General features: G+C 68.0%; 21 protein-coding genes. 10 read left to right on the forward strand and 11 right to left on the reverse strand.

What is annotated here, in order from left to right:
- Positions 1–13: 13 nt before the first annotated feature.
- Positions 14–1897, forward strand: a complete 1884-nt coding sequence (locus JRI60_RS20430; protein ID WP_204227529.1) for a glycoside hydrolase family 15 protein — start codon at positions 14–16, stop codon at positions 1895–1897.
- Positions 1898–1906: 9 nt separating this feature from the next.
- Here the strand turns inward: JRI60_RS20430 and JRI60_RS20435 are convergent, their stop codons facing one another.
- Positions 1907–2680, reverse strand: coding sequence for a nucleotidyltransferase domain-containing protein (locus JRI60_RS20435; protein WP_204227530.1), 774 nt, complete (start codon positions 2678–2680; stop codon positions 1907–1909).
- A 100-nt stretch (positions 2681–2780) separates the two neighbouring features.
- On the opposite strand from JRI60_RS20435, the gene JRI60_RS20440 reads away from it, so the two are divergent.
- Complete coding sequence (locus JRI60_RS20440) at positions 2781–4292, forward strand: PLP-dependent aminotransferase family protein (RefSeq protein WP_204227531.1); 1512 nt, start codon at positions 2781–2783, stop codon at positions 4290–4292.
- Positions 4293–4328: 36 nt separating this feature from the next.
- On the opposite strand, the gene JRI60_RS20445 is transcribed toward JRI60_RS20440, so the two are convergent.
- On the reverse strand, positions 4329–6647 hold the full coding sequence (locus JRI60_RS20445) for a right-handed parallel beta-helix repeat-containing protein (RefSeq protein WP_204227532.1): 2319 nt from the start codon (positions 6645–6647) through the stop codon (positions 4329–4331).
- An 87-nt stretch (positions 6648–6734) separates the two neighbouring features.
- On the reverse strand, positions 6735–7469 hold the full coding sequence (locus JRI60_RS20450) for a methyltransferase (protein WP_204227533.1): 735 nt from the start codon (positions 7467–7469) through the stop codon (positions 6735–6737).
- Between the two features lie 349 nt (positions 7470–7818).
- On the opposite strand from JRI60_RS20450, the gene JRI60_RS20455 reads away from it, so the two are divergent.
- A complete protein-coding gene (locus JRI60_RS20455; protein WP_204227534.1) occupies positions 7819–8244 on the forward strand; it encodes a YciI family protein in 426 nt (141 codons plus the stop codon).
- A 57-nt stretch (positions 8245–8301) separates the two neighbouring features.
- Here the strand turns inward: JRI60_RS20455 and JRI60_RS20460 are convergent, their stop codons facing one another.
- Positions 8302–9276 (reverse strand): arginase family protein, encoded by a 975-nt coding sequence (locus JRI60_RS20460; RefSeq protein ID WP_204227535.1) that lies wholly within the window; start codon positions 9274–9276, stop codon positions 8302–8304.
- A gap of 123 nt (positions 9277–9399) precedes the next feature.
- On the opposite strand from JRI60_RS20460, the gene JRI60_RS20465 reads away from it, so the two are divergent.
- The 3 genes from JRI60_RS20465 (at position 9400) to JRI60_RS20480 (ending at position 12513) form a co-directional block, all read left to right on the forward strand.
- Complete coding sequence (locus JRI60_RS20465) at positions 9400–9795, forward strand: YkgJ family cysteine cluster protein (protein WP_204227536.1); 396 nt, start codon at positions 9400–9402, stop codon at positions 9793–9795.
- A 249-nt stretch (positions 9796–10044) separates the two neighbouring features.
- Positions 10045–12090, forward strand: a complete 2046-nt coding sequence (locus JRI60_RS20475) for an Ig-like domain-containing protein (protein ID WP_204227537.1) — start codon at positions 10045–10047, stop codon at positions 12088–12090.
- 48 nt (positions 12091–12138) lie between these two features.
- Entirely contained in the window at positions 12139–12513 is a 375-nt protein-coding gene (locus JRI60_RS20480; protein ID WP_204227538.1) for an ADYC domain-containing protein, read from the forward strand.
- A gap of 128 nt (positions 12514–12641) precedes the next feature.
- On the opposite strand, the gene JRI60_RS20485 is transcribed toward JRI60_RS20480, so the two are convergent.
- Positions 12642–16112 carry an ATP-binding protein gene (locus tag JRI60_RS20485; RefSeq protein ID WP_204227539.1) on the reverse strand — a complete coding sequence of 1157 codons (3471 nt, stop codon included), beginning with the start codon at positions 16110–16112 and terminating at the stop codon, positions 12642–12644.
- Positions 16113–16440: 328 nt separating this feature from the next.
- Here JRI60_RS20485 and JRI60_RS20490 point away from each other — a divergent pair, with 328 nt between their 5' ends.
- The 3 genes from JRI60_RS20490 (at position 16441) to JRI60_RS20500 (ending at position 18305) form a co-directional block, all read left to right on the forward strand.
- Positions 16441–16941: a hypothetical protein gene (locus JRI60_RS20490; protein WP_204227540.1), complete on the forward strand. Its 501-nt coding sequence runs from the start codon at positions 16441–16443 to the stop codon at positions 16939–16941.
- A gap of 105 nt (positions 16942–17046) precedes the next feature.
- Positions 17047–17733, forward strand: coding sequence for a hypothetical protein (locus JRI60_RS20495; RefSeq protein WP_204227541.1), 687 nt, complete (start codon positions 17047–17049; stop codon positions 17731–17733).
- Positions 17718–18305 (forward strand): DinB family protein, encoded by a 588-nt coding sequence (locus tag JRI60_RS20500; RefSeq protein WP_239470626.1) that lies wholly within the window; start codon positions 17718–17720, stop codon positions 18303–18305. The genes JRI60_RS20495 and JRI60_RS20500 overlap by 16 nt, the downstream gene beginning before the upstream one ends.
- A 6-nt stretch (positions 18306–18311) precedes the next feature.
- Here the strand turns inward: JRI60_RS20500 and JRI60_RS20505 are convergent, their stop codons facing one another.
- From JRI60_RS20505 to JRI60_RS20530, 6 genes are all read right to left on the reverse strand, one after another.
- Positions 18312–18656: a hypothetical protein gene (locus JRI60_RS20505; RefSeq protein ID WP_204227542.1), complete on the reverse strand. Its 345-nt coding sequence runs from the start codon at positions 18654–18656 to the stop codon at positions 18312–18314.
- 75 nt (positions 18657–18731) lie between these two features.
- Entirely contained in the window at positions 18732–20162 is a 1431-nt protein-coding gene (locus JRI60_RS20510; RefSeq protein ID WP_239470627.1) for an MXAN_6640 family putative metalloprotease, read from the reverse strand.
- Positions 20159–20908 (reverse strand): HmuY family protein, encoded by a 750-nt coding sequence (locus JRI60_RS20515; RefSeq protein WP_204227544.1) that lies wholly within the window; start codon positions 20906–20908, stop codon positions 20159–20161. The genes JRI60_RS20510 and JRI60_RS20515 overlap by 4 nt, the downstream gene beginning before the upstream one ends.
- Positions 20909–20919: 11 nt before the next feature.
- On the reverse strand, positions 20920–21531 hold the full coding sequence (locus tag JRI60_RS20520; protein ID WP_204227545.1) for an HmuY family protein: 612 nt from the start codon (positions 21529–21531) through the stop codon (positions 20920–20922).
- A 10-nt stretch (positions 21532–21541) separates the two neighbouring features.
- Positions 21542–23386, reverse strand: a complete 1845-nt coding sequence (locus tag JRI60_RS20525; protein WP_239470628.1) for a TonB-dependent receptor plug domain-containing protein — start codon at positions 23384–23386, stop codon at positions 21542–21544.
- Positions 23387–23479: 93 nt separating this feature from the next.
- The gene (locus JRI60_RS20530) at positions 23480–24508 is read right to left on the reverse strand and encodes a DUF6607 family protein (RefSeq protein ID WP_204227546.1); all 1029 of its coding nucleotides are present in this window, start codon (positions 24506–24508) and stop codon (positions 23480–23482) included.
- 125 nt (positions 24509–24633) lie between these two features.
- Between JRI60_RS20530 and JRI60_RS20535 the strand changes: the two genes are divergently transcribed.
- Positions 24634–26079, forward strand: coding sequence for a chondroitinase-B domain-containing protein (locus tag JRI60_RS20535; protein WP_239470629.1), 1446 nt, complete (start codon positions 24634–24636; stop codon positions 26077–26079).
- The last annotated feature ends 4 nt before the right edge of the window (positions 26080–26083 follow it).

Below are 26083 nucleotides of genomic sequence, written 5' to 3' on the forward strand. Positions count from 1 at the left end.
AGGTCTGAGTGACATGAGCCAGCCCTCCATCGCGGACTACGCCCTGCTCTCCAACTGCCGCACGGTCGCCCTCGTCAGCCAGGGCGGCTCGGTGGACTGGCTGGGTTTCCCGCGCCTGGACTCGCCCTCCATTTTCGGACGCCTCCTGGACGAGACCGCCGGCCACTTCTCCCTCCAGCCGCTCGACCTGGTGCATGTCCACCGGCGCTACCGTGACCGCACGCTGGTGCTGGAGACGACCTTCGAGACGAGGAGCGGCAGCGCCGTGCTGGTGGACGCGTTGGCCGTGGGCCCCCACGAGCGCGACCATTCGCTCGGCACCCACTCGCCCCCTGTCCTTCTCCGCCACCTCCGCTGCACGGAAGGCGAGCTCACGGTGTCGTTGGAGTTCGTGCCTCGCCCGGAATACGGGCGCGTGCTGCCGCTGCTCGAGCCGGTGGCGGGGGGCGTTCTCGCCTCGGCGGGCGTGAGCACCCTGCGTCTCTCCTCGCCTCTGCCGCTGAGGGCTGACGCTGGAGCTGCTCGGGCCTGGTTTACCCTCCGCGAGGGCGAATCGGTGGCCTTCGCCCTGGAGTGTGGCGCACGCGAGGGGGCGCGGCCGTCGCGGTGGACGCAGCGGCGGATTCTCCGGCGAATCGAGGACACGGCGAGGGCGTGGGAGAGCTGGTCCTCGCACCACCAGGACTACCAGGGGCCCTGGCGTGAGCTCGTCCAACACAGTGGCCGTGTCCTCCAGGGGCTCAGCTTCCAGCCCACCGGGGCCATCGCCGCCGCGGCCACGACCTCCTTGCCGGAAGTGACTGGCGGCGAGCGCAATTGGGACTACCGGTACTGCTGGGTGCGGGATGCCAGCCAGACGATGGAGGCCCTCTGGGTGGCGGCCTGCCCCGACGAGGCGCTCACCTTCTTCCGCTTCCTGGCCCACGCCCTCCTGCCCCCGTTGCGAAGCCAGGGACACCTTCCGGTCGTGCTCGGCGTGAGGGGCGAGTGCGAGCTGAAGGAGCAGGTGCTGTCCCACTTGTCGGGCTGGCATGGCAGCCGTCCCGTCCGAGTGGGAAATGGCGCGTGGGACCAGCGCCAGCTGGATGTGGCGGGAGAGCTGCTGGGCGCGGCCCACCGTCTCCAGGAGCAACTGGAGGACATGGACGAGGACGTGCGCCAGTTGTTGGTGGAGGTGGCCCACTGGGCCGCCGCCCACTGGCGGGAGGACGACCGCGGCATCTGGGAGGTGAGGGGACAGCCGCGCGCCTTCCTCCATTCCAAGCTCATGTGCTGGGTGGCGCTGGACAGGGCCGTCCAGCTGGCACCCCGACTGCGCGCGGAGGCCGAGGCACGCACGTGGCGGAAGGCCCAGGAGGAAGTGCGGCAGGCGATCCTGACGCGCGGCTGGAACGCTCGCGCCAACGCGTTCACGCAAGCCTTTGGCAGCGAGGCGCTCGACGCCTCCGTCCTCCTCATGCCGGTGGTGGGCTTTCTCCCCGCCAGACATCCGCGCATGCTCGCCACCCTCGAGGCCGTGGCAACACGGCTCACCGACTCCCGGGGCCTCGTCTACCGCTACGTGAACGAGGATGGCGTCGAGGGGGCGGAGGGTCCCTTCATCCTCTGTACGTTCTGGCTCGCCCACGCCTGGGCGCTGGCCGGCGAGGTGGAGCGGGCCCGTGACGCCTTCGCACGGGCCGCCTCCTTCATCAATGACGTCGGCTTGCTGGCCGAAGAGGTGCACCCGAGCCAGCGCGAGCTGCTGGGCAACTTTCCTCTCGCCTTCAGCCACGTGGGCCTCATCAATGCGGCGTGGGCCATTTCCCAAGCGGAAGCGGCTTGCTCGCGAGCAGCGGGGAGTCCCACTCCTGTGAGCGGTTTTGTCAGGGTTCCCGCAACCCCGGAGAGGCTTTAGACCTCGTGCTCAACGGCAATGCGCCCCTGCTGCGCACACCTCCGCCAGGTATGCGCGGACGTCAGGCTCCGCCGGTGAGTGCCGAGGTCTGTCCGACTCCTGGAGCTGACTCCGCAGCGCGGTGTAGACATCGACCGCGGCGGCCATCGCGCGAAGACACTCTTCCGCGTCGTGGCGCGCACAGACCCGCGAGAGCGCCGGCGCATGGCGTGAGGCTTCGAGCCGCCGTACCCCGCGCCACACGCCACCGTCAATGAGCCGTATCAGCGGAGCCAGGGCCTGGGCCCGCAGAAACGCCAGCATGTCCAGGCACTCGAAGAGCTCTCCGCGCCGGATCTTGTCGATGCCGTAGTGGATCCACACCCAGATGCGGTCTTCGATCCATTGCGCCGACGGCGTTCCCAGAGGACTCGCCCGTGTCGAGCCCAGCCGCTCTGTGATGATGCCAGCACGCTCGAAGAGGACCTCCGGCTCCTCGATGCGGGAGCCGAGCTCGGAGACGGAGATGAACTTCAGATCGACATGAAGCAGCGGCGGGCCGTAGAGGCAGATCAGCAGGCGGGGCTCGCCAACGTGCTCCCCCGTGAATCCCTGAAGGAGGGGACCCGCGGCGCGGGCGATCGCGATGCGCTCCTGCTCGATGGCGGCCCGCAGCTCGTCCGAGACAACGAGGATGAGATCCAGGTCGGAGAACTCGTCCATGTTCCGGCTGAGGTACGAGCCACCGGCCAGGACCCCCAGGATTCCGGGGTTGGCCCGCCAGGCACCCAGTGCGGAGGTCAAGAATTCACGGTGTCGGACCGGTAGGTGTTGCATGCCGCCCTGATAGCATCCTGCCTGGACCCATCCATAGGGCCAGAAACCGCACGAAGCATGGAGCCAGATGCGAAACGGTCGAGCCGATGTCTCACACCCGCTCGTGACGCTGCGGCGGGATGCGCCTCTCCAGAAGCAGATCGTCGGAGAGCTTCGAGCGCGAATCCTCAGCGGCGAGCTTCCCGGTGGCGCCAGGCTGCCATCCGCGAGGCTTCTCGCTCGCGAGCTGCGCGTGGCGAGGATCACCGTCGTCACCGCGTACAACGCACTCGCTGACGAGGGGTACGTCGAGATCGAGGCTCGCCGTGCTCCGAGGGTCGTCGCCGTTCCTCCCGAGGCTCGCATGAACGTGGAGGCTCACGCGCCCGCGCGGCGGGTGGACCGGGAACCTCCGAGGATCTCCACCCGTGCGCGCCGCCTGCTCCATTCAGGCCGCGGGGCGTTGCTGTCGTATGACGGAGGCCCCCGTCCTTTTCGGGCGGGTCTTCCACCGCTCGATCTTTTTCCTCTGGAGGACTGGGCTCGGGCGGTGGCGCGTGCCGCCCGGCGCGCGACGAGGCGTGATCTCGTCTATGGTGAGCCGCAGGGAACGCGCGGGCTTCGGGAGGCCATCCTCGAGCATGTCTGTGCCGTGCGTGGTGTACGCGCCCATGTAGACCAGGTCTTCGTGACAGCGGGCTCCCAGGCGGGTTTCGATCTCTGTGCCCGCGTGCTCATCGAGCCCGGCGCGACGGCGTGGGTCGAGGATCCCGGTTTCCCGGGCATCCGAGGTGCGCTCCTGGCGAATGGAGGCAGCGCGGTGCCGGTCCCCGTGGATGGTGATGGGCTGTGCGTCGGGATTGGACGGGCTCGCGCTCCGGACGCGGCCGTGGCGTTCGTCTCGCCATCGCATCAATTTCCCCTGGGCGTCCGGCTCTCGCTGTCGCGGCGTCTCGAGCTCCTGGCGTGGGCGCGGGAGAGGCGGCGCTGGATCGTGGAAGATGATTACGAGAGCGAGTACCGATTCGAAGGCCGCCCCGTGGCCGCACTCGCCGCGTTGGATGCGTCACACCGGGTTCTCTATGTCGGCACGTTCAGCCGGGTCTTCCTCCCAGGCTTGCGTCTGGGGTACGTCGTCGTGCCCGAGCAGCTCGTCGATGCCTTCGCCGCGGTGCGTGTTCTCGTGGATCGTCACTCGCCGTACCTCACCCAGCTCGCATTCGCGGAGTTCCTCGAGAGCGGTCAGTTCGCGCGTCACCTGAGACGACTTCGTGCCTCGACGCTCGAGCGGCGTGACCATCTGCTCTCGGCGGTGGGGCGCCTGTTCGGAGCGCGCCTCCGGGTGGATGTTCCTGATGCGGGGAGTCACATCCTGGGTTGGTTGGAGCGCGGATGGGATGACCGGGAGGTCGCGCGGGCCGCGGCTCGGGTCGACGTGGACGTGTTCCCGCTCTCGCGGTTCACGATGCGCCGACGCATGCCTCCGGCGCTCGTGCTGGGGTATGGGGCGTATCCTCCCAGCGCCGTGTCGGAGGCCTTGGAGCGGCTCTCCGGTCAGGTGGGGTTGCGAGTGCCGGGTCGTGTCGCGCGAATCCTTTGACCCCCCTCTCCGGTCGTAGGCTTCCGGCGTGGGCGGTCACCCGTTGCGCACCGTGACAATGATGGGCGGGCTCTTGACGACCGTGCGGGTCGTGCCCACCACCCTGACGACATGGGCTCGGATCTCATACGGGCCGTCGGCCACGGTGGTCGTGTTCCAGACGAAGGCGTATCCGAACCCCCGGTTGACCGTCGAGCCCACCTTCGTCGTCGTCATGGAGCCGACCCGGTTGACGTGGTACTCGACGCTGGTCACCCTCGCCGGGTCCGGCACGTTGGTGGCCAGGGCCACGGCCGGGCCACGGATCGTCGACCCGTAGGCCGGTGCTCGCAGTTGCAGCGTCGGCCACGCCAACGCGCCCCGGTCGACGGGTGCCGGGTCAGCGGGCACGCCGATGGCGGCGGCGACAGCGGGCGGCAGCGGGTCCCCGCTTGCCCGGGCCGGGCTACTGGCCAGCAAGGAGAAGTCGCCGTTCGCCGCGTCGACGAAGAAGGGGTCCGCCGCCTGATCGAACGCCAGGCTGTGATCTTCGGCCGCGGTGAAAGCCTGCACCGACGCCAGACTGGCGTGGTCGACGTGGAAGGGGCCACCCTGGGCCGTCGGGCGGGGGTGCAGCCATCCGGCGAACGTTGTCGGCGTGGGCGGGCCGCCGGCGGCGGTCGACCGGTGGTAGCCGTTGTGATCCATGGCGGTGATGAAGGTGTCGGCGGGCACCCGAGCTGCCGGGTTCGAGACGCCCGTGGAGGAGTTGAACAGCCGCCTCGAGCCCGCTCCTCCGGTGAGGTTGTTCCTGATCACGATGTTGCGGGTCCGCCACCGCTCGACGCACCCCGCCTGGGGGCAACCGGGTCGTTGCAGGTCGAACACGACCAACTCGGCGCCGAACAACTCACCGGGTCGCGTGTCGGAGTTGCCGTACAACGTGTTGTTGTAGATCTGCACCCCGTCCGCCCCGCCGATGGACAACCCGGCTTCGGTGTTGCCGGTCAGCACGTTGGAGGCGATGATCGCCCGCTGCGAGACCTCGTAGAAGATGCCGTTCCCGATGTTGTTGCGACTGACATTGCGGGTGATGGTGGCGTTGGCGCAATCCAGGTCACACCAGAAACCGCTGCCGTCGTTGTGGTCGAAGATGTTGTCCCGAACGGTCAACGGCGAAGTGGAGGTGATCTTGACCCCGGCGGCGCCCTCGGCCTCGCCACCGGTCAGGGTGTCGTGCAGACCCTCGGTGTTGTTGCGGAAGACGCGGTTGCCGTCGAAGGTCAGCCCGCCGGTGGTACCGGTGATGTTGGCGCCGACATAGCCGTTCTCCGCGAGCACGTTGTCGCGGATCACCGCGCCGGTGGCCTTCACCGCGGTGAGGGCGGTGGAAGCGGACTGCGTGATGGTGTTGTTCTCCACCCGGGTGTTCGAGACGTTGTCGAGCAGCACGACGCCTCCCTTCGGCGGGCGCTCCGTCGACTGCTTCGCCGTCTGCTCCTCGGTGGCGTAGTGCTTGAACCCGAGCCCCTGGATGACGGTTCCGCTACCGCCGGTTCCCGGATCCCAGCCCGAGACGTGCAGGGCCAGGTCGCGATTCGATGCCTCGATCCTGGCACCGGTCGGCGAGTCACCGATGTAGAGGTGTCCGAGCGAGGTGTCGACGAAGAACCGACCGGGGCCCACCTCGGCGAGGGTCGCCACCTGGCGCAGCGGTCGATCATCGCGGAACACCATGTCCTGGGCACCGGCCATGGGATAGGTCGGGTTGTTCAGTGACGGGTTCTTGCAGAACCGGTCGCTGCGGCCGTCGGTCGGTCGCTGGCAGAAGCGGGTGGTCCACCCTGTGTGGCGCCAGAGGTTGGTCCCGACCGAGGCCCAGCCCGTGACCACGACACTGCCCTTCATCCAGACCTTATCTCTGTGGTAGGGCTGGATCGTGACGGGGAATTCGATTTTGTAGGCGCCGGTCGGGCCCGCCGCCGCGGCCCCTTCTTCGTAGATGCCGGCCAGCAGGACGACGGTCGCCGGTCGGGGGCCCGCCTTGGCCGCGGTCAGCGCTCGGCCCAGGGTCTTGAACGGCGTGGCATCCGAACGCCCGTTGGCGGCGTCGTCACCGTTGTTCGAGACGAAGTACACCGCCCCGACCGTGGGCACCGGGTAGTCGACGTTCTTGGGGTTGGGTTCGATGGTGGGCGCCTGAGCCATGGCCGGGTCGAAGGGCGCGAGGGTGGCAGCGAGTACCGCGGGAACGCCGACACTCGCACCGCCATCGACCGCGGCGGTGCCGTGGGCGGCTGGGCTGGTGACAATGGCACCGAACAAGCTGACGCCCAGTGCGGCGGCGCTGGCCTTGGCTTTCAGGAACTTCACCATGGTGTACTTCTTTTCTCGAAGCTTCGTTTTCCTTCACTCAGATAGACGAGGCCCGAAAGAAGTGTGACGGCCATGGTGCATGGGAGGTCACCTGCTTGGGGGCACGGCCTCGGGCTCGTAGCGCGCGAGGAAGACCTTGAACTGAAGCGAGACGAAGATCGGACGCGGCGCCACCATTCCGGCCTGGGCGAGCATCGCGAACAGGGCGGCATCGGACTCGACGGGCTGTAGCGTCGAGAAGGCCTGGCGGCGGCGCTCCAGCTCGTCCGGGGGGGTTCCATACGCGCGCCATCGCCGGAACTCCACGTTCGTCAGCACGGGGTCCTTGCCGATGCGGCAGCCCACGACGAAGGGCGCCCCGGGCTTGAGCCGCCGGGCCACCTCGCGCAGCAGCTCGAGCCGGGCCTCATGTCCCTGCACATGGTGCAGCACCCCCATCATCTGCGCGCCGTCGAACGGAGGCCGGGGGGGCAGGGTGTGCAGCTCCCCGACGTGCAGATGCGTCCGGGAGAGCAGCCCCTCGGCCTCCAGGCGCTTCCGGGCGACCGCGAGCATGGCGTCGGAGGGATCGACGCCCGTGAAGCGCCAGCCCGGCACGTCGAAGCGGAGGTAGGGCATCAACTCCGCGCCCGTGCCCATGCCCACGAAGAGCAGGGATGCCGCGTCCTGGCCGTCCAGCTGGCTCGCGAGAGCGCTGACGCCCACCTCGTACAGCGCCTGGGCGCCGGGGAGGCTGATGGCGGCCTGGGCGTCGTAGTGGGCGGCGCGGTCGGCGCCAAAGCCCGGCACGATGTGGACGTGGGGCGGGTGGGAGTGCGTCATGGCGTTTCCTCCAGGGGCCCGCGGCAAGCGGGCGCTACGAGGGGGAAGATGCGCCGGGAGAGTCCGCCACGGGAGAGCGGGGATTCAGGCCGGATCGGCGGGGATTTCGGTCCCGCCGCCTCGGGCCACGCGGACTGGCTCGAGGAATGGGTCCGGAAATTCGCCAGGGGCGGTGAGGACCACCTGTCCCGCGCCGACCGGACTCCGGTGGTGTGAGGAAATATGCCTGGAAATTCAGGCGCTTGGCGATGTCGGGTGGAAATTTGAGGGGCGTGTTGATTTCGCCAGCCCTCGTTCGACGTATGGGTAGAAGGAAGCTCCGCTTCCCCAAACCACAGGAGAGTCGACGATGCGCTTCATGGTGATCATGTACCCGGGCCCCCAGGCCGAGGCGGGCGTTCTGCCGGACGAGAAGACCCTCGCCGAGATGGGGAAGTTCAACGAGGAGCTGGTGAAGGCCGGAGTGCTGCTTGGCGGCGAGGGCCTCAAGCCGAGCTCGCAGGGAGTGCGCATCAGGTTCCCCGCCGGTGGCAAGCCCCAGGTCAGCGACGGCCCCTTCACCGAGGCCAAGGAGCTCATTGGCGGCTTCTGGATCATCCAGGTGAAGTCCAAGGAAGAGGCGGTGGAGTGGATGAAGCGCTGCCCCGCCGCTGGTGGCGAGATGATCGAACTGCGCCCGGTGTTCGAGACGGAGGACTTCGCTCCCAGCGATCCGTCCGGAGACTTGCGGGCGGCCGAGCATCGCCTGCGCGAGCAGGTGGCCGCGAAGAAGTAGGGCCAATCCAGTCGCGGCGTCCACGCCGTGGCCAGTGGTGTCGCGAGGGGGCGTTCGCTACGAGCCCCGGGTCGCTCGGAGGTTGGACACCAGCGACTCCACCTCCATGGCGTCGTAGCCAGGCGAGGCCGAGGAACTGGGTGCCGAGGTCCCCAGCGCCTCGGTCAGGGCATCCGCGAGGCCGCGGCCGGCGGATCCGTCCTCGTCGAGCTTGGGATTGTAGATGGCCACCTCCAGCCCCATCGCCTTGCCGCTGGCGATGGCCACCCGGAGTGTCGTCGTCAGCTCGTCCCAGGAGAGGCCGCCCGCGAGGTGGTAGTCCACAGCCGGCATGAGCTCATCGTCGAGGCTGTCGGCGTCCAGGTGGATGAAGAACCCGTCCAGGCCGTCGCGCGTCAGGTGCTCCACAGCGGCCAGGGCCGCTGTCTCGACGCCCATGCGCCGCACCGTCGCCAGGTCGAATGCGCGGAGCCCGGGCGGCAAGGGCTGGCTGCCGTACTCGGCCTGCTCGTCGGCGTCCCGGAAGCCGAAGAGGAAGGCGTCCTCGTCGCGCACCAGGGGCCCGCGCCCTTCGAGGTCGGCCAGGAGCGCGGGGCCGTGGCCGGTGGCGAAGGCGAGGTCCATGGAGGCCGCCTCGCCGTTGGGGTTTACCTCGGGCTGGTAGAAGTCCGCGTGTCCGTCGATGAACAGCAGGCCGTAACGTCCGCGACGCTTCAGCGCGAGGGTGGGCCCAAGCACCATGGAGCAGTCGCCGCCCAGGACCACCGGGAACTCGCCGGCGGCGATCACCCCTTCCACCGCGTCGGCCAGCTTCGGCGACCACTCGGCGATCGCCTGGGCGTTGAGGGTCCGGGTCTCCGGATCGCGCTCGAAGCTGTAAGGTGGGACGTCGAGCCGGCCTGCCCGGCGGGCCTCCAGGCGCTCCGCCAGTCCGTGGCCGAGCAACCGCGCCGGGAGTGTCTCCACACCCGTCGGCTTCAGCCCCAGGTTCGAAGGCGCCTCGATGATGGCGTAGTGGCGGACGTCCGGCATGGCGAATCCTTCTCTTTGAGAACCCTCTCGGAGACACCCTTTCGGCCGAGCCCCCCGGGCCAGCCCTCGCCTGCCCCCTCGCGCGCACGGGTGGCTTGGTGGGGTCGTGGCTATATGAGTTGCGTGACGACTCCTGGCACACCCGAATCTCCGCTCTCGATCCTCTGCCGCGGCTGCGGCCTGTGCTGCGATGGCAGCCTCTTCAGCCACGTGGGGCTTGAGGCGGACGAGCTGGAGCGTCTGCGCGCCCTCGGTATTCCCACGCAGCAGCGGGGGAGTGGGAAGGAGGTGCTTGCGCAGCGGTGCCCAGCGCTCAAGGGCCGTGACTGCCAGATCTACAAAGACCGTCCGTCGAGCTGCGCCGCGTACCAGTGCTTGCTCGCGGGCTCCCTCGTCGAGGACCGGATCACACTGGAGGAGGCTCAGGCGGTGGTGCGCAAAGCGCAGCGGCTGATTGCCGACGGCCACGCCCGACGCTTCCTTCGACAGCGCTTCCGTGGACGCAAGGGCCTCGATTGATCGCCGCCGCCTGTTCGCCCCGCTCCGGAGCGCTCATGCCCGTCGTCGACGCCGTGTACCCCATACGCGAAGCCCTCTCCCGGATGGCGCGTAACGAGATCGTGGGCAAGCTCGTCCTCCGCTGGGAGGAGTGAACGGCCTGCCCGGCTGGCCGCTCACCAATCAATCAAGCTAAAAGCCTCCGCATGCGGAGAGGGGGGACACGGCGGTCAGTGTCCCATGCCCGCCGTGCATGAACAGGGAGGCAATATGTTCCGACGTGCAGCATTGCTCGTCCTCTTCGCCGCGGCGCTGGCGGCCTGTGGTGGTGATCCCGATGCCGAGCAGGATGCGGGCACCCCGCCGGATGCGGGCACCTCGCTGGATGCCGGTGACACCTCGCCGGATGCGGGCACTCCGCCGGATGCCGGTGACACCTCGCCGGATGCGGGCACCCCGCCGGATGCCGGTGGCTCTCAGGACACCCAGGCGCCCACCGTTCGCTCCACCTCGCCGGGCAACGGCGCGACCGGAGTGCCACGGGGAAGCGCCATCCTCGTGACCTTCTCCGAGCCGATGGACACCCAGTCGGTGCGGGTGGAGCTGAGCCCCACGGTGAGCCTCGGCAGCGCGAGCTGGAACACGGATGACACCGGAGTCAGCCTGACCCCCCTGGCGGAGCTCTCGCCAGGCACCACCTACGTCCTGACCGTGTCGGGCAAGGACGTGGCTGGCAACAGCCTGACGGGGACCACCACCTTCAACTTCACCACCGAGGTGCCCGATACCACCGCGCCCACCCTCCGCGGCACCACGCCCGCGCCGGGGGCCACCAACGTGGACCCCACGGCGGCGCTCACCCTGACCTTCTCCGAGGCCCTGGACACTGGCACCTTCAAGGTGGACATCTCTCCGGCGGCGGACATCCAGCTCTCGTGGGACGCGGCCAGCACGATCCTCACCGTGCTGCCTCCAGCGGCGGGCCTGGCCTACGGCACCCAGTACACGGTGACGGTCAGCGGCAAGGACCTGGCCGGCAACGCGCTCGGTGGCACGACGGCCTTCTCCTTCACCACCGCTACCCCGCCGGACACCACCCGGCCCACCGTGTCCTCCAGCTCTCCGGTCAATGGCGCCACCAGCGTGAGCACCTCCACCAGCATCTCGTTGTCCTTCTCGGAGAGCATGAACCGGCTCGCGGTGGAGAACGCGTTCAACGTGAGCCCCTCCGTCACCTGCGCCTTCTCGTGGAACACCGCCAGCACCCTCGTCACCTGCGCCCCCGCTTCGCCGCTGAGCTACAGCACCCCGTACACCGTGACGCTCGGCACCGGGGCGAAGGACCCGGCGGGCAACACGCTGGCCTCGGATTACAGCTTCTCGTTCCAGACCGCCTCGGCTCCTGACACCACTCCGCCCACCGTCACCGACTCCACCCCGGCCAATGGAGCCAGGGGCGCGGCCCGCTCCGACAGCATCACCGTGGTCTTCTCCGAGCCCATGAACAAGGTCTCGGCACAGACGGCCTTCGCCATCACCAGCCCCTCCGGCTACAACGCGGGCTACTTCAGCTGGAACACCGAGGGCACGGCGATGACCTTCGACCCGGACAACGACTTCTCCTACGGCACGCAGGTGTCCTGGACGGTGAGCAACACGGCGAAGGATCTCGCGGGCAATACCCTGACGGCCGACGTCGGCCGCTCGTTCCGGGTGGCCTACCTGGGCACCGCGTCCCTCTACAGCGTGGCCGCCCTGGACGGCTACGTGAACAGCGACGGGGTGGTCTCCAGCACGGGTACCATCACGGCGCTCGGCGACACCTTCTCCGGCAAGTTCATGAGGGGCTTCTACAGCTTCAACCTTGGCGAGCTTCCGGGGACGGTGGCCCGCATCAACAGCGCCACCCTCTACCTGTACCAGGCGGCCAAGGTCGGCGCGCCCGACACCGAGTTGGGCACCTTCTGGGTGCAGAGCGTGGATTATGGCACCGCGCTCGACAGGGACGACTTCAACACGCCCGTCATCAAGACGTTCTATTGCCGCCAGATCGGCGACCGCATCTCCTGCGGGACCTTCGACGATCAGGAATCGCTTTCCGTCACTGCGATTGGCCAGAAGTCCCTGGTGGTGACGCGCAAGGTGATGGATGACTGGGCCTACCGCACGGTCCGCGGCCTGCGCTCGCAGTTCCGCCTGCGGTTCGGCACGGACGTCTCCACCGACACCACCGATGACTACGTGACCATCTACACGCGCGAGAACTCGACCTCGACGAACTGGCCACGCCTGGCCATCGAGTACGAGTACGAATGACCACCGCGGCGGCGAAGCAGGTGAGGCTCGGGCGCTATCGCGACCTGCATGCTGTGGGGGTACAAGCCGTGGGACTCGCCTTCCGAGCAGCCGGGACGCGTACGCGAGGACCTCTTTGCTTCCTGCCTGCACGCCAAGCGCGCCGCGTACTTCGTCGGCCAGGGTGACTTCGCCAGCTACACCCGCAACGGCACCCGGATCCTCGTCCAGGATGCGTATGGAATCCAGGGCAAGGGCGCCCGGCTCGAGCACCTGGAGGCCGTCTGGGGACCCCAGGGTGCGGTATGCCTCAATCCGGAGAACCGGCGCCGTCCGGAGGTGGACCTCCCCACCCACCCGGGAGTGAAGCCCTGCACTGCCGCCGGGTTGCGTGAGGGCGTGCTCGCCACCGGGCGCCTCTCGATGCATGCGGCCTCTCGCTGAGGGCGGAGCGGGCGGCCCTGCTGGTATACCCGGCGCCTGCCTCCACACCAGGCACAGGTCAACAGGGCCCCCATTCGTCTCTGGCCCACCATCGGCCGGGCATTCACTCGCGGTGAGTCGCGTGGACATCAGTGCGGGGGTGGCTCGCGGGGCAGCCGCACGATGAAGGTCGTTCCCCTGCCCTGACTCGACTGCGCGGACACGGTGCCTCCGTGTTCCTCCACCAGGTGCTTCACGATGTACAGACCGAGGCCGATGCTGCGGCTCGCCCGGTCCATTTCCCGGGCGCCACGCTGGAGCGGCTCGAAGAGGCGGGGGATGAGGTCGGGCGGGATGGGCGCGCCCTCGTTGTGGACCGACAGCACCGCGGCCTCGCCTTCGGCGCACAGGTCCACGCGCACGGGCGTATCCGTGGGGCTGTACTTGAGGGCGTTGGTCACCAGGTTGGACACCACCTGGGCCATCCGGTCCGAGTCCCACTCGCCCCAGGTGTTGCCGCGCTGGCTCACCTCGATGCGTCGCTCCGGCCAGGCCACTCCCACCTCTTCCAGCACCTGCTGCACGAGCAGCCGCAGGTCCGTGGGCCGGCGCTCCAGCGGGATGCCTCCGCCCAGGCGGGCCTGGGTGAAGTCGAGCAGATCGCGGATCATCCGCGTGGCACGCTCCGCGGAGGAGAGGATGCGATTGGCGGACTTCACGGCTCGCGCGTCGAGCCCCTCGCGCCACAGCAGCGTTCGGGCGGCCAGGGTGATGGCGTTGATGGGGTTGCGCAGGTCGTGGCTGACGATGCCGACGATTTGTTGCTCGAACTCCACGCGGCGGCGCAGTTCCGCTTCCTGTTCCTTCTGCTGCGTCACATCCTGGCAGATGGCGACCCCCGCGATGATGCGGTTCTCGTGGTCCCGGATCGGACTGGTTCTCACCCGCCACAGTGCTTGCGTTCCGTCTTGCCGCACCATGAGCAGCTCCTGGTCCACCAACTCCTCTCCGTGGAGCAGCGAGCGCGCCAGGGGCCACTCCTCGGGCCGAATGGGGCGGCCGTCCAGATGGAAGCCGCGATAGTGGATGAACTCCTCCAGGGAGTTGGTGGTGAACAGAGGGCCGCGCATCATCCCCTCCATCTGATGGTTGTGAAATGTCATCCGGCCCGACGGCTCGGTGAGGATGAAGCCGGCGGGCATCTGCTGGAGCACCGAGTCCAGCAGCCGCTGCTTGGCCTCCATCTCGGCCACGTACTGCTGCTCGCGGCGGAGTGCTTCCTGGCGCATCCGGGCGATGGTGAGCGCGGCACCCACGCGGGCCACCAGCTCGCGTGCGCTGAAGGGCTTGGTGAGGTAGTCGTCCGCGCCAGCGCCCAGTCCCTCCACCGTGGCTTCCTCGCCCGCGCGGGCGGACAGCAGGATGATGGGCACCGTGTGGGTGCGCGAGTCCTCGCGCAGGGCACGCAACAGGCCGAAGCCGTCCAGCCGAGGCATCATCACGTCGCTGAGCACGAGGTCCGGCGGGCGGGCGAGGGCCGCCTCGAACGCTGCGGCTCCGTCTCTCACCGCCTCCACTTCCCAGCCCTGCGCGCGCAGCAACCGCTCCGTGTAGGAGCACATGTCCGCGTTGTCGTCGGCGAGCAGGATGCGGGCCTCGCGCGGAACGGAACACGGCAGGGGGGCCGCGGCTCTCGGGACGGTTGTGACGGAAGGCGTGCACACGGCCGCGGGGGATGGAGCCGCCTCCGTCCACCCGGCGGTTTCCTGGAGGAAGGGGCTGGCTCCCACTGCGGTAGAGACCAATGCCCTTGCCGTCCCGAGCCGCTCGGGTGGCAGGTGCGCGTTTCCCGTGGGAATGCTCACGGTGAAGGTGGTGCCCCGATCCAGCTCGCTCTGGACCCTCACGGTGCCACCGTGCAGCTTCACCAGCTCCTGCACCAGCGCCAGTCCGATGCCCGTTCCCTCGAAGGATCGCCCTCGCGCGCCCTCCACGCGGTGGAAGCGCTCGAAGATGCGCGGCAGCTCCTCGGGGGTGATGCCCGTGCCCGTGTCGCGCACGGTCAGCTCCACGTACGGGCCCCGCCACCGCAGGGCCACCTCCACCTCGCCCTCGAAGGTGAACTTGAAGGCGTTGGAGATGAGGTTGAGGACGATCTTCTCCCACAGCTCCGGGTCCACCCAGGTGGGGGCAGGCAGGGGCGGGCAGTCCACCACCAGCCTCAACCCGGCGCGCTCCATCGCCGAGCGGAAGGTGCTGGCCAGGTCGGCGGTGAGGGTGGACAGGTCCGTGGAGACATAGGACGCCTGCATGCGGCCCGCTTCGATGCGGCTGAAGTCCAGCAACGTGTTGACGAGCTTGAGCAGGCGCACACCGTTGCGGTGCACATGGGATAGCTCCTCACTGGCCAGGCACTTCTGGGGAGAGGCCAGCGCGTCCTCCAGGGTGGCGAGCATCAGCGAGAGGGGAGTGCGGAACTCATGGGAGATGTTGGAGAAGAAGGTCGTCTTCGCCCGGTTCAGCTCGGCGAGTTGCTCGGCACGGCGGCGCTCGGCTTCGTAGGCTTGTGCGTTGGCGACGGCGGAGGCCACGTGTTCGGTGGCCAGCTCCAAGAAGCCCCGGTAGGACTCGTCCAGCCTGCGGCGCGGAGACACGCCCGCCACCAGCACGCCGTAGGGCTCCTTCTGTCCGGGCTGCGAGATGGGCAGCAGCACCGCCGAGTGCGGTGACTCGTCCCAGGCGCCTCCCGGCAGATTTCCGAAGAGCTCGCGCACGTGGGGGACCACCTCCATGCGCCCCGTGGCCACCACGCGTGCCAGCGGCCAGCCGTGGGCACCTGCTTCTTCGAGGCGCACCTTCCGGGGGCTCGCCGCCCCGCCTTCCTCCAGCCCCGACGCACCTATCAGGGAGGCCTGGGTGCGCCGCTCGTCCAGTTGGTACATCAGCGTGAAGGGCACGTCCGCCGGGTTGGCCGAGAAGGTGCGCGCGGCCTGCCGACAGGCCTCCTCGGGCGAGCGGGCATCGCCGACGTGCTCGGCGAGCTCGCGCAGAGTGCGCAACCTCCGCTCACCAATGACGTGCTCGGTGCTGAAGTTCACCGCGGCGAAGATGCCGTCTACCCGGCCCGTCTCGAGGCCAATGGGGCTATAGGAGAAAGTGAAGTACGTCTCCTCCAGGTAGCCGGCCCGATCGAGGACGAGCTGCAGATCGTCCGACCACGTGGCCTGACCCGTGGTGAGGACTCCTTCCAGCATGGGCCCGATGATGTGCCAGATCTCCGGCCACACCTCGCGGCTCGGCCGGCCCAGGGCCTCGGGGTGTTTGCGCCCGAAGATGGGAATGCTGGCGTCGTTGTAGAGGATGAGCAGCTCCGGCCCGTAAAAGAGGAGGATGGGAAAGCGCGAGGCGAGGCTGAGGCTCACCGCGCTGCGCAGCGGTTGGGACCAGCTCTCCACGGGCCCAAGTGACGTGGCCGCCCAATCAATGGCTCGCATGCTGGCCCCCATCTCTCCGCCGCCCGCGAAGATGTCATCCGGGAGTATGGACAGCGGGGCGTGTGCCTCCTCGTACGGGCGCGTCTTGGGTGGAATGGAGAGATCCACAGGAAGGTGCTGGCTCATGGGCAGTGTCGTGTCGTGGGATGACCCGACCAATCCCAACACGCTCGGAGCGTGCGGAATTCATTCACATGCATCTCTTCCATAAGGATGGCGAATAATCTCCTCGGTGGCAGGGAGAGCAACCGCAAGGGGCGGATGAAGGGGCGCTTCAGCGGCAGGGGGGATGCGTATCCCGCCGCCTCCACCTGCGGTTCCGCCGTCTGATGCCTCGGAAGGGTGAACGCTCGTTCCCTCTTTCAGGTGAGTATTTTCCTGGACTTTCGAGTGTTCTTTTCCGAGGTGTGACTCTCTACCCTCGACAGAAAGAAAGCGGAAAGGGAGGATCTCCATGCTACGTAGTGCAATGCGCTCGTTTTCTGTCGTCGTCGGGTTGTCCTTCTCGTGGGCGCTCCCCGCGTTGGCGGAGGACCAATCGGTCAACCTCGGGAGCCTCGAATGCGAAGGCATTCGTGAGTTGAAAGCGCTGGTCGAGAAGCAACAGTCCATCCTGGCGCAGAACAATGCCTACGCGGTCAACATGACGGAGTTGGTAGCAGCGGGATACATGCCCGCGGCGTGTCCGGATGGCTCGCGTGTGCGCGTGTCAGGGTCGAATCTCGTGGGCGGGTGCCACTTCACCTATGGGCTGGTATACGTCGTGAACAACCCGCAGACCGGTGACTTCACCTTCGAAACCGTGGCCCTGGGTGTCAAGGGGACGCCGTCCGAGGGGCTCGAATTGTATATCACCCGGATCGTGAATCGTAGTTTTGAATTCATCGAATCCTATATGTATCGCAAAGGGGTGTACAGCGATGTGGATTTGAATGCGTGCTCGGAGGCCGGGTAGTGTCAATAGGCGGTGAGTCGCGAGCGCGTTTCTGCTAGGACGCACCGCATGCACTTTCACACGCCTCGCATCGTCCCAGGGTGGTCCGCTCTGGCTCTCTGCCTTTTGATCCCCGTCGCTCACGCGGCCGAGGTCTCCCCCGCCAGCCAGGTGGAGACCTCCCCCGGCCTCTCTCCCGAAGCGGTCAAGCGCGTCTTCGACCAGCAGCGGCAGGCGCTGGCCTCCTGCATGCGTCTGCTCACCGAGGAAAGCCCCAAGGAAAACACTCCTTGGAACCCTCCTCCCGATGTGGATGATCGGGTCTTGCTGAGCTTCGAGGTGGGGCGCGACGGCAAGGTGCGAGAGGACGCGCGCGGCGGAAACGGACCGCGCGTGGAAGGCCTCTATCTGGACAGACCCTGCGCCCGGATGCTCGTGCGCTCCTGGAGCTTTCCCGCATTTCCCGCCCGTCAGGGCGAGTGGGTGAGGGTGGAGCTCCAGGCGCGCTTCAGCACCACGGCGGCCGAGCGCAAGGCCGGACTGGCTCGAATCCGCGAGGATTTCGACGCCCTCTGCCGCGCCCTCTCCGCGCTGGGTGGAGACAAGCCGCCAACGGAGCAGGATGTGACGCGGACCCTCCAGCGCTTCCTCACGGAGCGTCGCTCACGCCTTCATCCGAGCATGCGGTACGGCCTGGAGGGGCTGTCGGGCGTCAACGTGCGGGACATGGTGACCCTGTACGAGAGCTCCGCCATCGAGCTCCTGGGCACGCCTGCCGCATGCCCTACGGTCCATGGATGGACTACACGATAGCGACTGGCGCCCTCATGTCACTCGATCCGCGTGAACATGTGGCATGGTCTGAAGAGCTCAGGACGAACATGATTGCCATGACGCTTTCCGCATTGGCGGAGTTTCCCTCGCGGCTGGAAGGATTCTACCACGCGTTTCCGCGCGAACTGACGCGCTGGGTACCCGATTCCTGGGAGGGTTGTCCTAGCGAGAACCTGACTGCTCTGGAGCAGATCTGCCACGTGCGTGACATCGAGCTCGACGGCTATCACGTGCGCTTCAGCCGGCTGTTGAACGAGACCGGGCCGGTGCTGGCCTCGTTGGATACCTACGCCCTGGTCAAGGAGCGCGACTATGCCGCCGCGGAACCCCCGGCCGTATTTGCCGCGTTCCGCGCGGCGCGCCGAGCGACGGTGGAGATGCTCAGGCCGTTGAGCGACGAGCAACTTGCCCGCGCGGGAACGTTCGAGGGCTACGGCCCGGTGACGGTGCGTGGGCTGATCCACTACCTCTGCAGCCACGATCAACAGCATCTCGCGGGACTGCAGTGGCTCATGGGCAAGGCGGAATCGGCGCGTTCCCGCACAACGTGACGGCATTCAGCGGGATACCGAGCCCTCCGTCCCCGACGTCCGCGTGGAGTCTCTCGGTGCGGATCTGGACTCGCTCGCACGCGCGGCAATCGCGGCGAATGCCAGGGCGATCAGGAGCACGAGCGGGTGGCGCTCCATCCACGCCACCGCGGGGCCGGTCGGGTTCGGAAGTCCCGCCGTGCGCTCGAGGAGCCAGCCGGACGCGAGAACACCCGCGGTGAGCGCGCCGCCGATGCGAAACGCGTGGTACGCACGCGTCCGGGCCAGGAGCAGGAGCCAGGGGAGGACGACAGACAAGAGAGCGAGCTGCGCGAGCTCGATTCCCGTATTGAAGCCCAGGAGCGTCCACAATGCGCTCTTGAAATTACAAAAGTCTCTCCCCAATCCGTTGCTTGGGGAATGTAGAAGCTTGGGAGAGCAATCAGCTCAGGTCGTGCGCCGCCTCGGGGAACGTCGCCATACGGTCGCGGTCAGGAGCAGTGCCCAGGGGAGTGCCCCCGGGGCGGTCTGGCAGCCACCAGAGGGTTCCTCGTGCGGAGTCATGGAGGAGATGCGCAGCCGTCCATACCGGCCGTCTCCCTCCGGCCGCCCGTTCACCATCGCCACCACCACGTGTGTGGCATCCCGGGCGGACACCTGGGCGGACAGGATTCCCGGCCCGTCCGCACGGACGACCCGCAGCACCTCGTGCTCGTTCACCGCCGCGACCAGCAGGTGGATCGCCGCGCTCTCCGTGCCCTCCCTGGGGTCGAAGGACGCCGAGACGCTCTCCGTTCCGCCCGGTACCTCGAAGTAGCGGGTCGAGGCGGCCGCCACCCGCACCGAGGGCTCGTCCACCGGGAGGTCCCTGGCCGCGAGAACGAGACCGGAGTAGTCCGCGCCTCGTGCATACCCACTCCCTTCTCGCGCCCGCGCTCCCGTGGCCAGGTTCCACTGCGCGAACTCGCGGAACGCGGTGTCGAAGTCCATTCCCCAATCGCGGCGCAGGACCGTCTCCAGCAGTGCCGGCCAGCGGGCGGAGGGCGCGTGCACGCTCTCCTCCCACATCGACAACACCACTCCCTCTCCCAGGCGCTCGCTCAGGAATTGGAAGAAGAGCGAGGCTCCATAACTGAAGGACTGCGCCGGTCCGTCTGGATCCACCACCAGGCTGCGATCCGCCTGCGACAGGTACGCCGGAGAGACTCGCTCCAGGTCGTCCAGCTCGGGCTCGAACTGTTCGGAGGCCCAGACCGCCGTGCCTTCCTCCGCCACGCGTCCCAGGCCGGTGCGGTAGGCGGCCTGCACGGCGTGGAAGAACTCATGGCTCGCCAACGTCGCCACGGCGTGTTCGTAGGAGGGATAGCCATAGCCGGCGAAGTCGTTCTCCTGGAGCATGTACCCGCTACAACCCAGGTCCGCCGTGAGACATCCTTCCACCCGGAAGGCCCCATCCGCCCGTCCGGCGAAGTCCACCAGGTAGACGTCGAAGCGTTCGTCTCCTCCGTGCTCGCCAGTCCCACCGGAGTCCCCGGGCGGCAGGCGGTAGCCCATCCCCGAGTAGAAGACAGCCACGGCGTCATAGGTACGTGCCACGGTGTCGACGGAGTCCGGGACGCCGTTCCCATCCGCGTCCGCCACCGGGACCGCGTTGGCCCCACTCCGAGAGAAGTGGAGCCGGAAGAGGCCTCCGGGAGACACCACCGATTCCACCTGCTCGCCGGGCGCGAAGCGCGGTGGAGCCGCCGTGGCCTCGGTGGGTCGGCCTCCCTGGAGTTCTGCTCCCAGCTCCCTCCCGAGCGCTTCATGCGGGGGATTGCCGTCCGGACCCCCGCACCGGGCGCCCAGGATGAGGAGCAGCAACAGGGAGAGCCTCACGGCAGGAAGGCCCACCTGACGCGAAACTGGGCCGCTCCGCTGGGCTGGGGCACCTTGCCCGTCTGATTGCACGTCTGCTGCGGTGCCGGGTCATAGTAGTGCGTCACCTCCAGCTTCACATGCCGCCCATTCGCCAGACGCACCACGAAGATGTCGCCCGTCATGGCCAGACAGGCCTGGTATGTCCAGAAGCCGCCCAGCCGCGTCTCGGGTGAGCCGAGGGTCGCCTCCCCGGAGATGACCTCGCAGCTTTCGGTGAAGTAGTTCTCGGTGCGGAACTCCCAGGTGGAGTCCACCGCGTTCACCGAGTCGAAGGTCGTGCCCGCCGGGGTCTGGGCCACCGCGATGCACGAGGGGCCGGACACACCGCTGTTCACCCGGATGTTGTAGCGGCGGAAGGCGATGTCCCAATCCGTCGAGGCGAGGGCCGCTTGATCATCCACCTCCACCCGGCTCAGCCCCTCGGGGGTGAAGCGGGTATAGGTATAGGATTGTTTGGGAGTGGCCCCTTCCGCCCGTGCATCCACATAGGTGTGGAACTCGCCCGGGGTCGTTCCTTCCTCACGGATCTCCCCCGTGGACACCGTGGTGAGCAGCCTCAACGCGTCGATGCTCTGCTCCGCGCAGCGCACGGGACTCGCCTCGCACCGTGGGGCCTCGGCCTGGGGCCCGGGCTCCGGTGTACCGCAGGCGCCCAACGTCAGGGCGAACGTCAAGAGAGTGGTCTTCCAGAGATTGTTCTTCATGAGAAGTCTTTCTAGGGAGTCTGGGATTGGACCGGCGGCTCCACCTGCTTCCACCGGAAGGAGAGCATGGCGGGGGAGCCCGCCTGGTCGTAGTAGCTCTGTATCTGGAGCTTGAAGTACCGGCCCGCATCGCTCCGGATGACATAGGTCTGGGCGCGCGGCGAGAGCGTGTGGGTGGTCACGTCATAGCTGTACCAACCCCCCTCCGTTTCGAAGACGTTGTCCGGTTCGCTGTCGGAGTCCGCGCCGTCCGCGACATCCTCCCGGTAGCCCGAGGCGGGCGCCGTGGAGATCGACTCGAAGGGGTCCGCGACCACAGTCACCGTGACGCCTCCCGTGCCGTTGACTCCCCCCCGTGTCCGGATGTGGAAGCGCTGGAAGGACAAATCCCAGGCGGCCTGTGTGGAGGCATCCACGGTCTGGCTCGTATCGAGATCGAGGGCCCTCCACGCGGCCCCATCGGTTGCATCGACGACCGTGGTCACTGTTCCGTCCGCCTGGGGCGTGTGGCGGAACCAGTCGGTCGGCGTGCCGTCGATGGGCGCCGGGTCGGGGTCTGGCTCCGGTTGGATGTCTCCACCGCACGCGGCGAGGCAGAGCACCAGGGCAATGCGTTTCATCATGCGTCCTCCCTCACAATTCGAGGATGAGCCCCGCGTGGAAGGCGCGAGGCTGGATGGGCAGGTATTGCGAGTCCCCCGCGTTCAGCAGATTGCGGCCGGCGACGAACGCCCGGACCGTCTCCAGCACGCCGTAGGCGAGTCGTGCGTCCAGGGTCGCGTAGGCGGGGGCCATGACCGTTCGATCCGTCCCATCGGAATCCTGGTAGTAGGGGCGGGGGCCGACCAGCGCTCCCTGGAGGGATGCCTCCAGCCTCCAGGGCCGGTATCGCATCCCGAGCTGGGTGGTGAGCCGGTGCGTGCTCTGTCCCTCGAGGGGTCTGTCCTCCTCGATATCCCGCGCGCTGATGAGCGTGTAGCCCACATCCAGCCAGGCCCCGAGGGGCAGCCGCTGCTTCCACCCCACCTCCGCGCCCTGCACGGTCGCGCGAGAGATGTTGGCGTACGTGAAGCGCAGGGTGGGGGAGTGCTCGTCCTGCACCACGGAGATCATGTCGGAGAGGTCGTTGCGGAACAGGTTCGTCCACAGCAGGCCGCGGCTCGTGAGCCGCCACTCCGCGGACAGGGTCGCGCCCCGGGAGTGCTCGGGTCGCAGCGTGGGGTTGCCCGCGACCACGTACCCCACGCTCGGGTTCTCGAAGTCGATGAGCTGCTCCTGGAAGCTCGGTGCCCGGAACGCGTGGCCATAGCTGGCGCGCACCGTGAGTGTCTCCACCGGCGCCAGCCGCACGGCGATCCGGGGCGTCAGCACCGTTCCGAACTCGGAGTCCACATCCAGCCGCAAGCCGGGCACGACGTGGAGCGCCACCGGCAGGGGCGTCTTCCAGGAGTCTTGTCCGTAGAGCGAGACCCGGCCGCGCCGGCCCGCCCCCGCCAGCCGGTCGGAGTCGAGCGTCTCGCCAATGGCCTCCACGCCCACCACGAGCTGATGCACCTGGGCCAGACCCTGGTCGAGCTGCACGCCCACCCGAGCCATCTGCTCGTGCGTCTCCTCCACCTGATCCAGGACGGAGGCGTTGCGTTGATCCAACACATAGCGATGGCGGAAGCGCGAGTAGCGACCGGAGAACTGGAGCGTGCCGGTGGGAGAGAGGACCAGCGAGGGTGACAGCGTCGCCTCGTAGCTCTCGTTCTGACTCGCGCGATCGAACAGCGCGCTGGCCGCGCCCTCGTCGACGCCTCGCTGCACCCGGCGGGACGCCGCGGCGCTCGCCTCGAGCCGGAACGACTCCGTGGCCCGCAGGTCTCCGCGCAAGGAGGCCTGGTAGCCTTCGAGCGAGCTGCCCGTGGTCGCGGGAGAGTCAGGGGTCAGGTCGTAGCCATCGCGGCGTTGGAAACCGCCACTGAGCCGCATTCCCGCCCGCTCGCCCCGTGTCTCCACGGAGCCGTCCACCTCCAACTGCCACAGGCTGCCGAGCGAGACCTGCGCCGTGGCTCCCAGGGGACGCCGCGCCTTGCGGGTGATGATGTTGACCACGCCCGCCACGGCGTCGCTGCCGTAGAGGACCGAGGACGGGCCGCGGATGATCTCGACCTGCTCGATGTCCTCCGTGGAGAACCGGGAGAAATCCAGGGCGCCCCCCAGCCGCCCCGTCACGCGCTCGCCGTCCACCAGGACGAGGGTGTACTCGGAGGACATCCCCTGTACCCGCAGCTCCGTTCCCGCGAAGCTGCGCCGGAGCTCCAGGCCGGGACGTGCGCCCAGTGCCTCGGCCAGGTCGCGCGCCCCCGTGGCCTCGATGTCCTTGCGGGTGATGACCTCGACGGCCACCGGCGTGTCCTGGAGCCGCTCCACGGAGCGGGACGCCGTCACCACGGTTTGTGGTGCCGCGGGTTCTTCCGCGACCCCTCCATCCACGGCTGGCGCCTCCCCCTGCGCCAGCGCGGGCGCGCTCAGGAGCCAGCCAAGAACCCATACGAACCCGCGTATCGCGTTCCCTTTCACGGCCGTCTACTCGCCAGCGGGAGCCGTGCTGGTACTCACCGCGGTCTCGAGGAAGCTCTCGAGCGTCGCGCGGATCCGCTCACGCCGCTCGGGGGCCGTCGTTTCCTCGAGCTCGAAGAGGTGCTCGTAGCGTGGCTTGCCCTCGACGCTGTCCCGAAGGGTGAAGCGCGGGTGGGATTGGAAGAGGGTCCGCCACTCGTCACGGACCTCGCTCCAGAAGCCCTGCGTCTGCTTCCAGGCGGTGCTCGCCTCGGTGGAGGCCGCGTCGGCCGGCTGGCGTGTGTAGACATTGAGCCCGTGCTCCCGTGCCAGCGCATGCGGATTGGGGCCGAGCACCACCTTGAGGCTGTCCTGCTCATGCACCCATCCGGTGGGCGTCAGGGCATGCCGGTTGGTGGTGACGAGCACGTCATAGTCACTGCGCTTGGTGTACTCGCGGCGGGGCAGGGGACGCCACGACTCCTCGGACTGCCAGGCGGAGACACCGTGGGCGTGGGTCCATCGTCCGTAGCCCTCGTACCGGGGCCCATCGTCCACTTCGTACACGGCCTGACTCCACGTGCACGTCACCTCGTGAGGCGCCAGGACGCGGCGCTCCCACGTCCGGTGCCCGCGAAACTCCAGCAGCGTGGTGTCCTCGAAGGTCCAATCCTGCCGCCAGTGCTTCAGGGTCGAGCGCTTGCCGTCCCGCTCCGTCACCAGGACATGTTGGAGCGATATCCGCCGGGGCGTGTCCTCCAACACCTCCACCCACTCCGTCGCTTTCGCGCGGTAGGGCTCATGAAGCGTGTAGCCCTCGCTCAATCCCACCGTTTCGTCGAAGGCGAACCCGACCCGGTAGTTGCCCGCCATCTGGAGGATGGCGGCCCGGTCCCGCTCCGGGTCGCACGCGGAGGACGACACGGGGCGCTCCTCGCTCCCGGCGGAGACTCCGGGCCGTGAAGCACAGGCCAGCGTCAACGTCAGCGTGGACAGGGCGAGGACACGCCAGGGGCTTTCCTGGAGCGGCCACGAAGGGGATGCGGACAGCGGCATGCGCGGTCTCCTGTGACGAAGTGACGGCCTCTTCTAAATGAAATCGATTATCAAAGTCAATTTCATCATTTGTGCCCTCACTCCCACCAACAGGTCCAAGCGGGCATCGGGTAGCCTCGCCGGTCATGCGGATGACCTGCCTCGCCCTGCTCCTCCTGTCGCTGCCCGCCGTGGCCGCGGTGAAGAACGTCTCGACGGTTGCCCAGTTGCAGTCCGCGCTCGCCTCGGCACGGGCGGGCGATGAAATCGTCCTCGCGGATGGCACGTACGCGGTGAACGTCAACCTGAGCTGCGCGGCGGAGGGCACCGCCACCCAGCCCATCACCGTGCGCGCCGCGAACCGGCACGCGGCGCTCATCCAGTTCAACGCGCTCGAGGGCTTCAAGGTGTCGGGCCGGTACTGGACCTTCGACGGCCTGACCATCGAGGGGGTCTGCTCCCAGGACAGCAACTGCGAGCACGCGTTCCATGTCACGGGCCACGCGGAAGGCTTCGTGCTGCGCAACAGCCGCATCCGCGACTTCAACGCGCAGCTCAAGGTGAACGCGGTGAAAAACGCCAGTGGCGTCTATGAGATGCCCCACCGCGGCCTCGTGGAACGCAATGAGTTCTACGATACGCACGCGCGCTCGACCTCCAACCCCGTCAACAAGATCAACATCGATACCGGTGACGACTGGGTGGTCCGCGACAACGACGTGCACGACTTCTCCAAGGTGAACGGCATCTCCTACGGCGCCTTCATGAAGAGCGGTGGCAAGCGGGGCGTCTTCGAGCGCAACCGCGTCCTCTGCGTGAAGGACTACCCGAGCGGAGGGACGCGCATCGGCCTGTCCTTCGGCGGCGGAGGAACGGGCAATGCGTTCTGTGCGCCCGCCTTCGATGCGAACGTTCCCTGCGACCCCGAGCACACGGACGGGGTCATGCGCAACAACGTCATCATCAACTGCTCGGACGTGGGCATCTACCTGAACAAGGCCGCCAACACGAAGGTGCTGTTCAACACGATCATCTCCACCACGGGCGTGGACTTCCGCTTCGCCTCCTCCACCGGAGAGGCCCACGGCAACGTGCTGTCCTCGGTCGTCCGCACTCGCGACAGCGGCAGCTTCACTGCCGGCACGAACCACATGAACGTGGCCACGGGCACCTGGACCACGTGGTACCAGGCGCCCCTGAGCGGAGACCTGCGACTCAAGGGCAACGCGTCGCAGCTCATCGGAGCCGCCGAGGCGCGGGCCACGGTGACGGACGACTTCTGTGCCCGCCCTCGTCCCTCGGCAGGGGCCTATACGCTGGGCGCGCTCGAGCACTCGCTGGGAGACTGCGGCGCGGGAACCGGCGCGGACGCGGGAACGGCCTCGGATGGGGGCACCTCCACGGATGCGGGAGTGTCCACGGACGCGGGGACCGGCGGTGGCCAGCCCGACGCCGGCACCAACCCGGGCACCGACGACGGCAATGGGCAGGTCTCCACGGGCTGTGGCTGCAACGCCAACCCGGGCCTCACGGCCGGGTTCCTGTTCATCCTGTTGCCGCTGTATGCCGTCTCACGTCGGCGCTGGCGGTGAGCGC

The organism is Archangium violaceum (assembly GCF_016887565.1).
Taxonomy (GTDB): domain Bacteria; phylum Myxococcota; class Myxococcia; order Myxococcales; family Myxococcaceae; genus Archangium; species Archangium violaceum_B.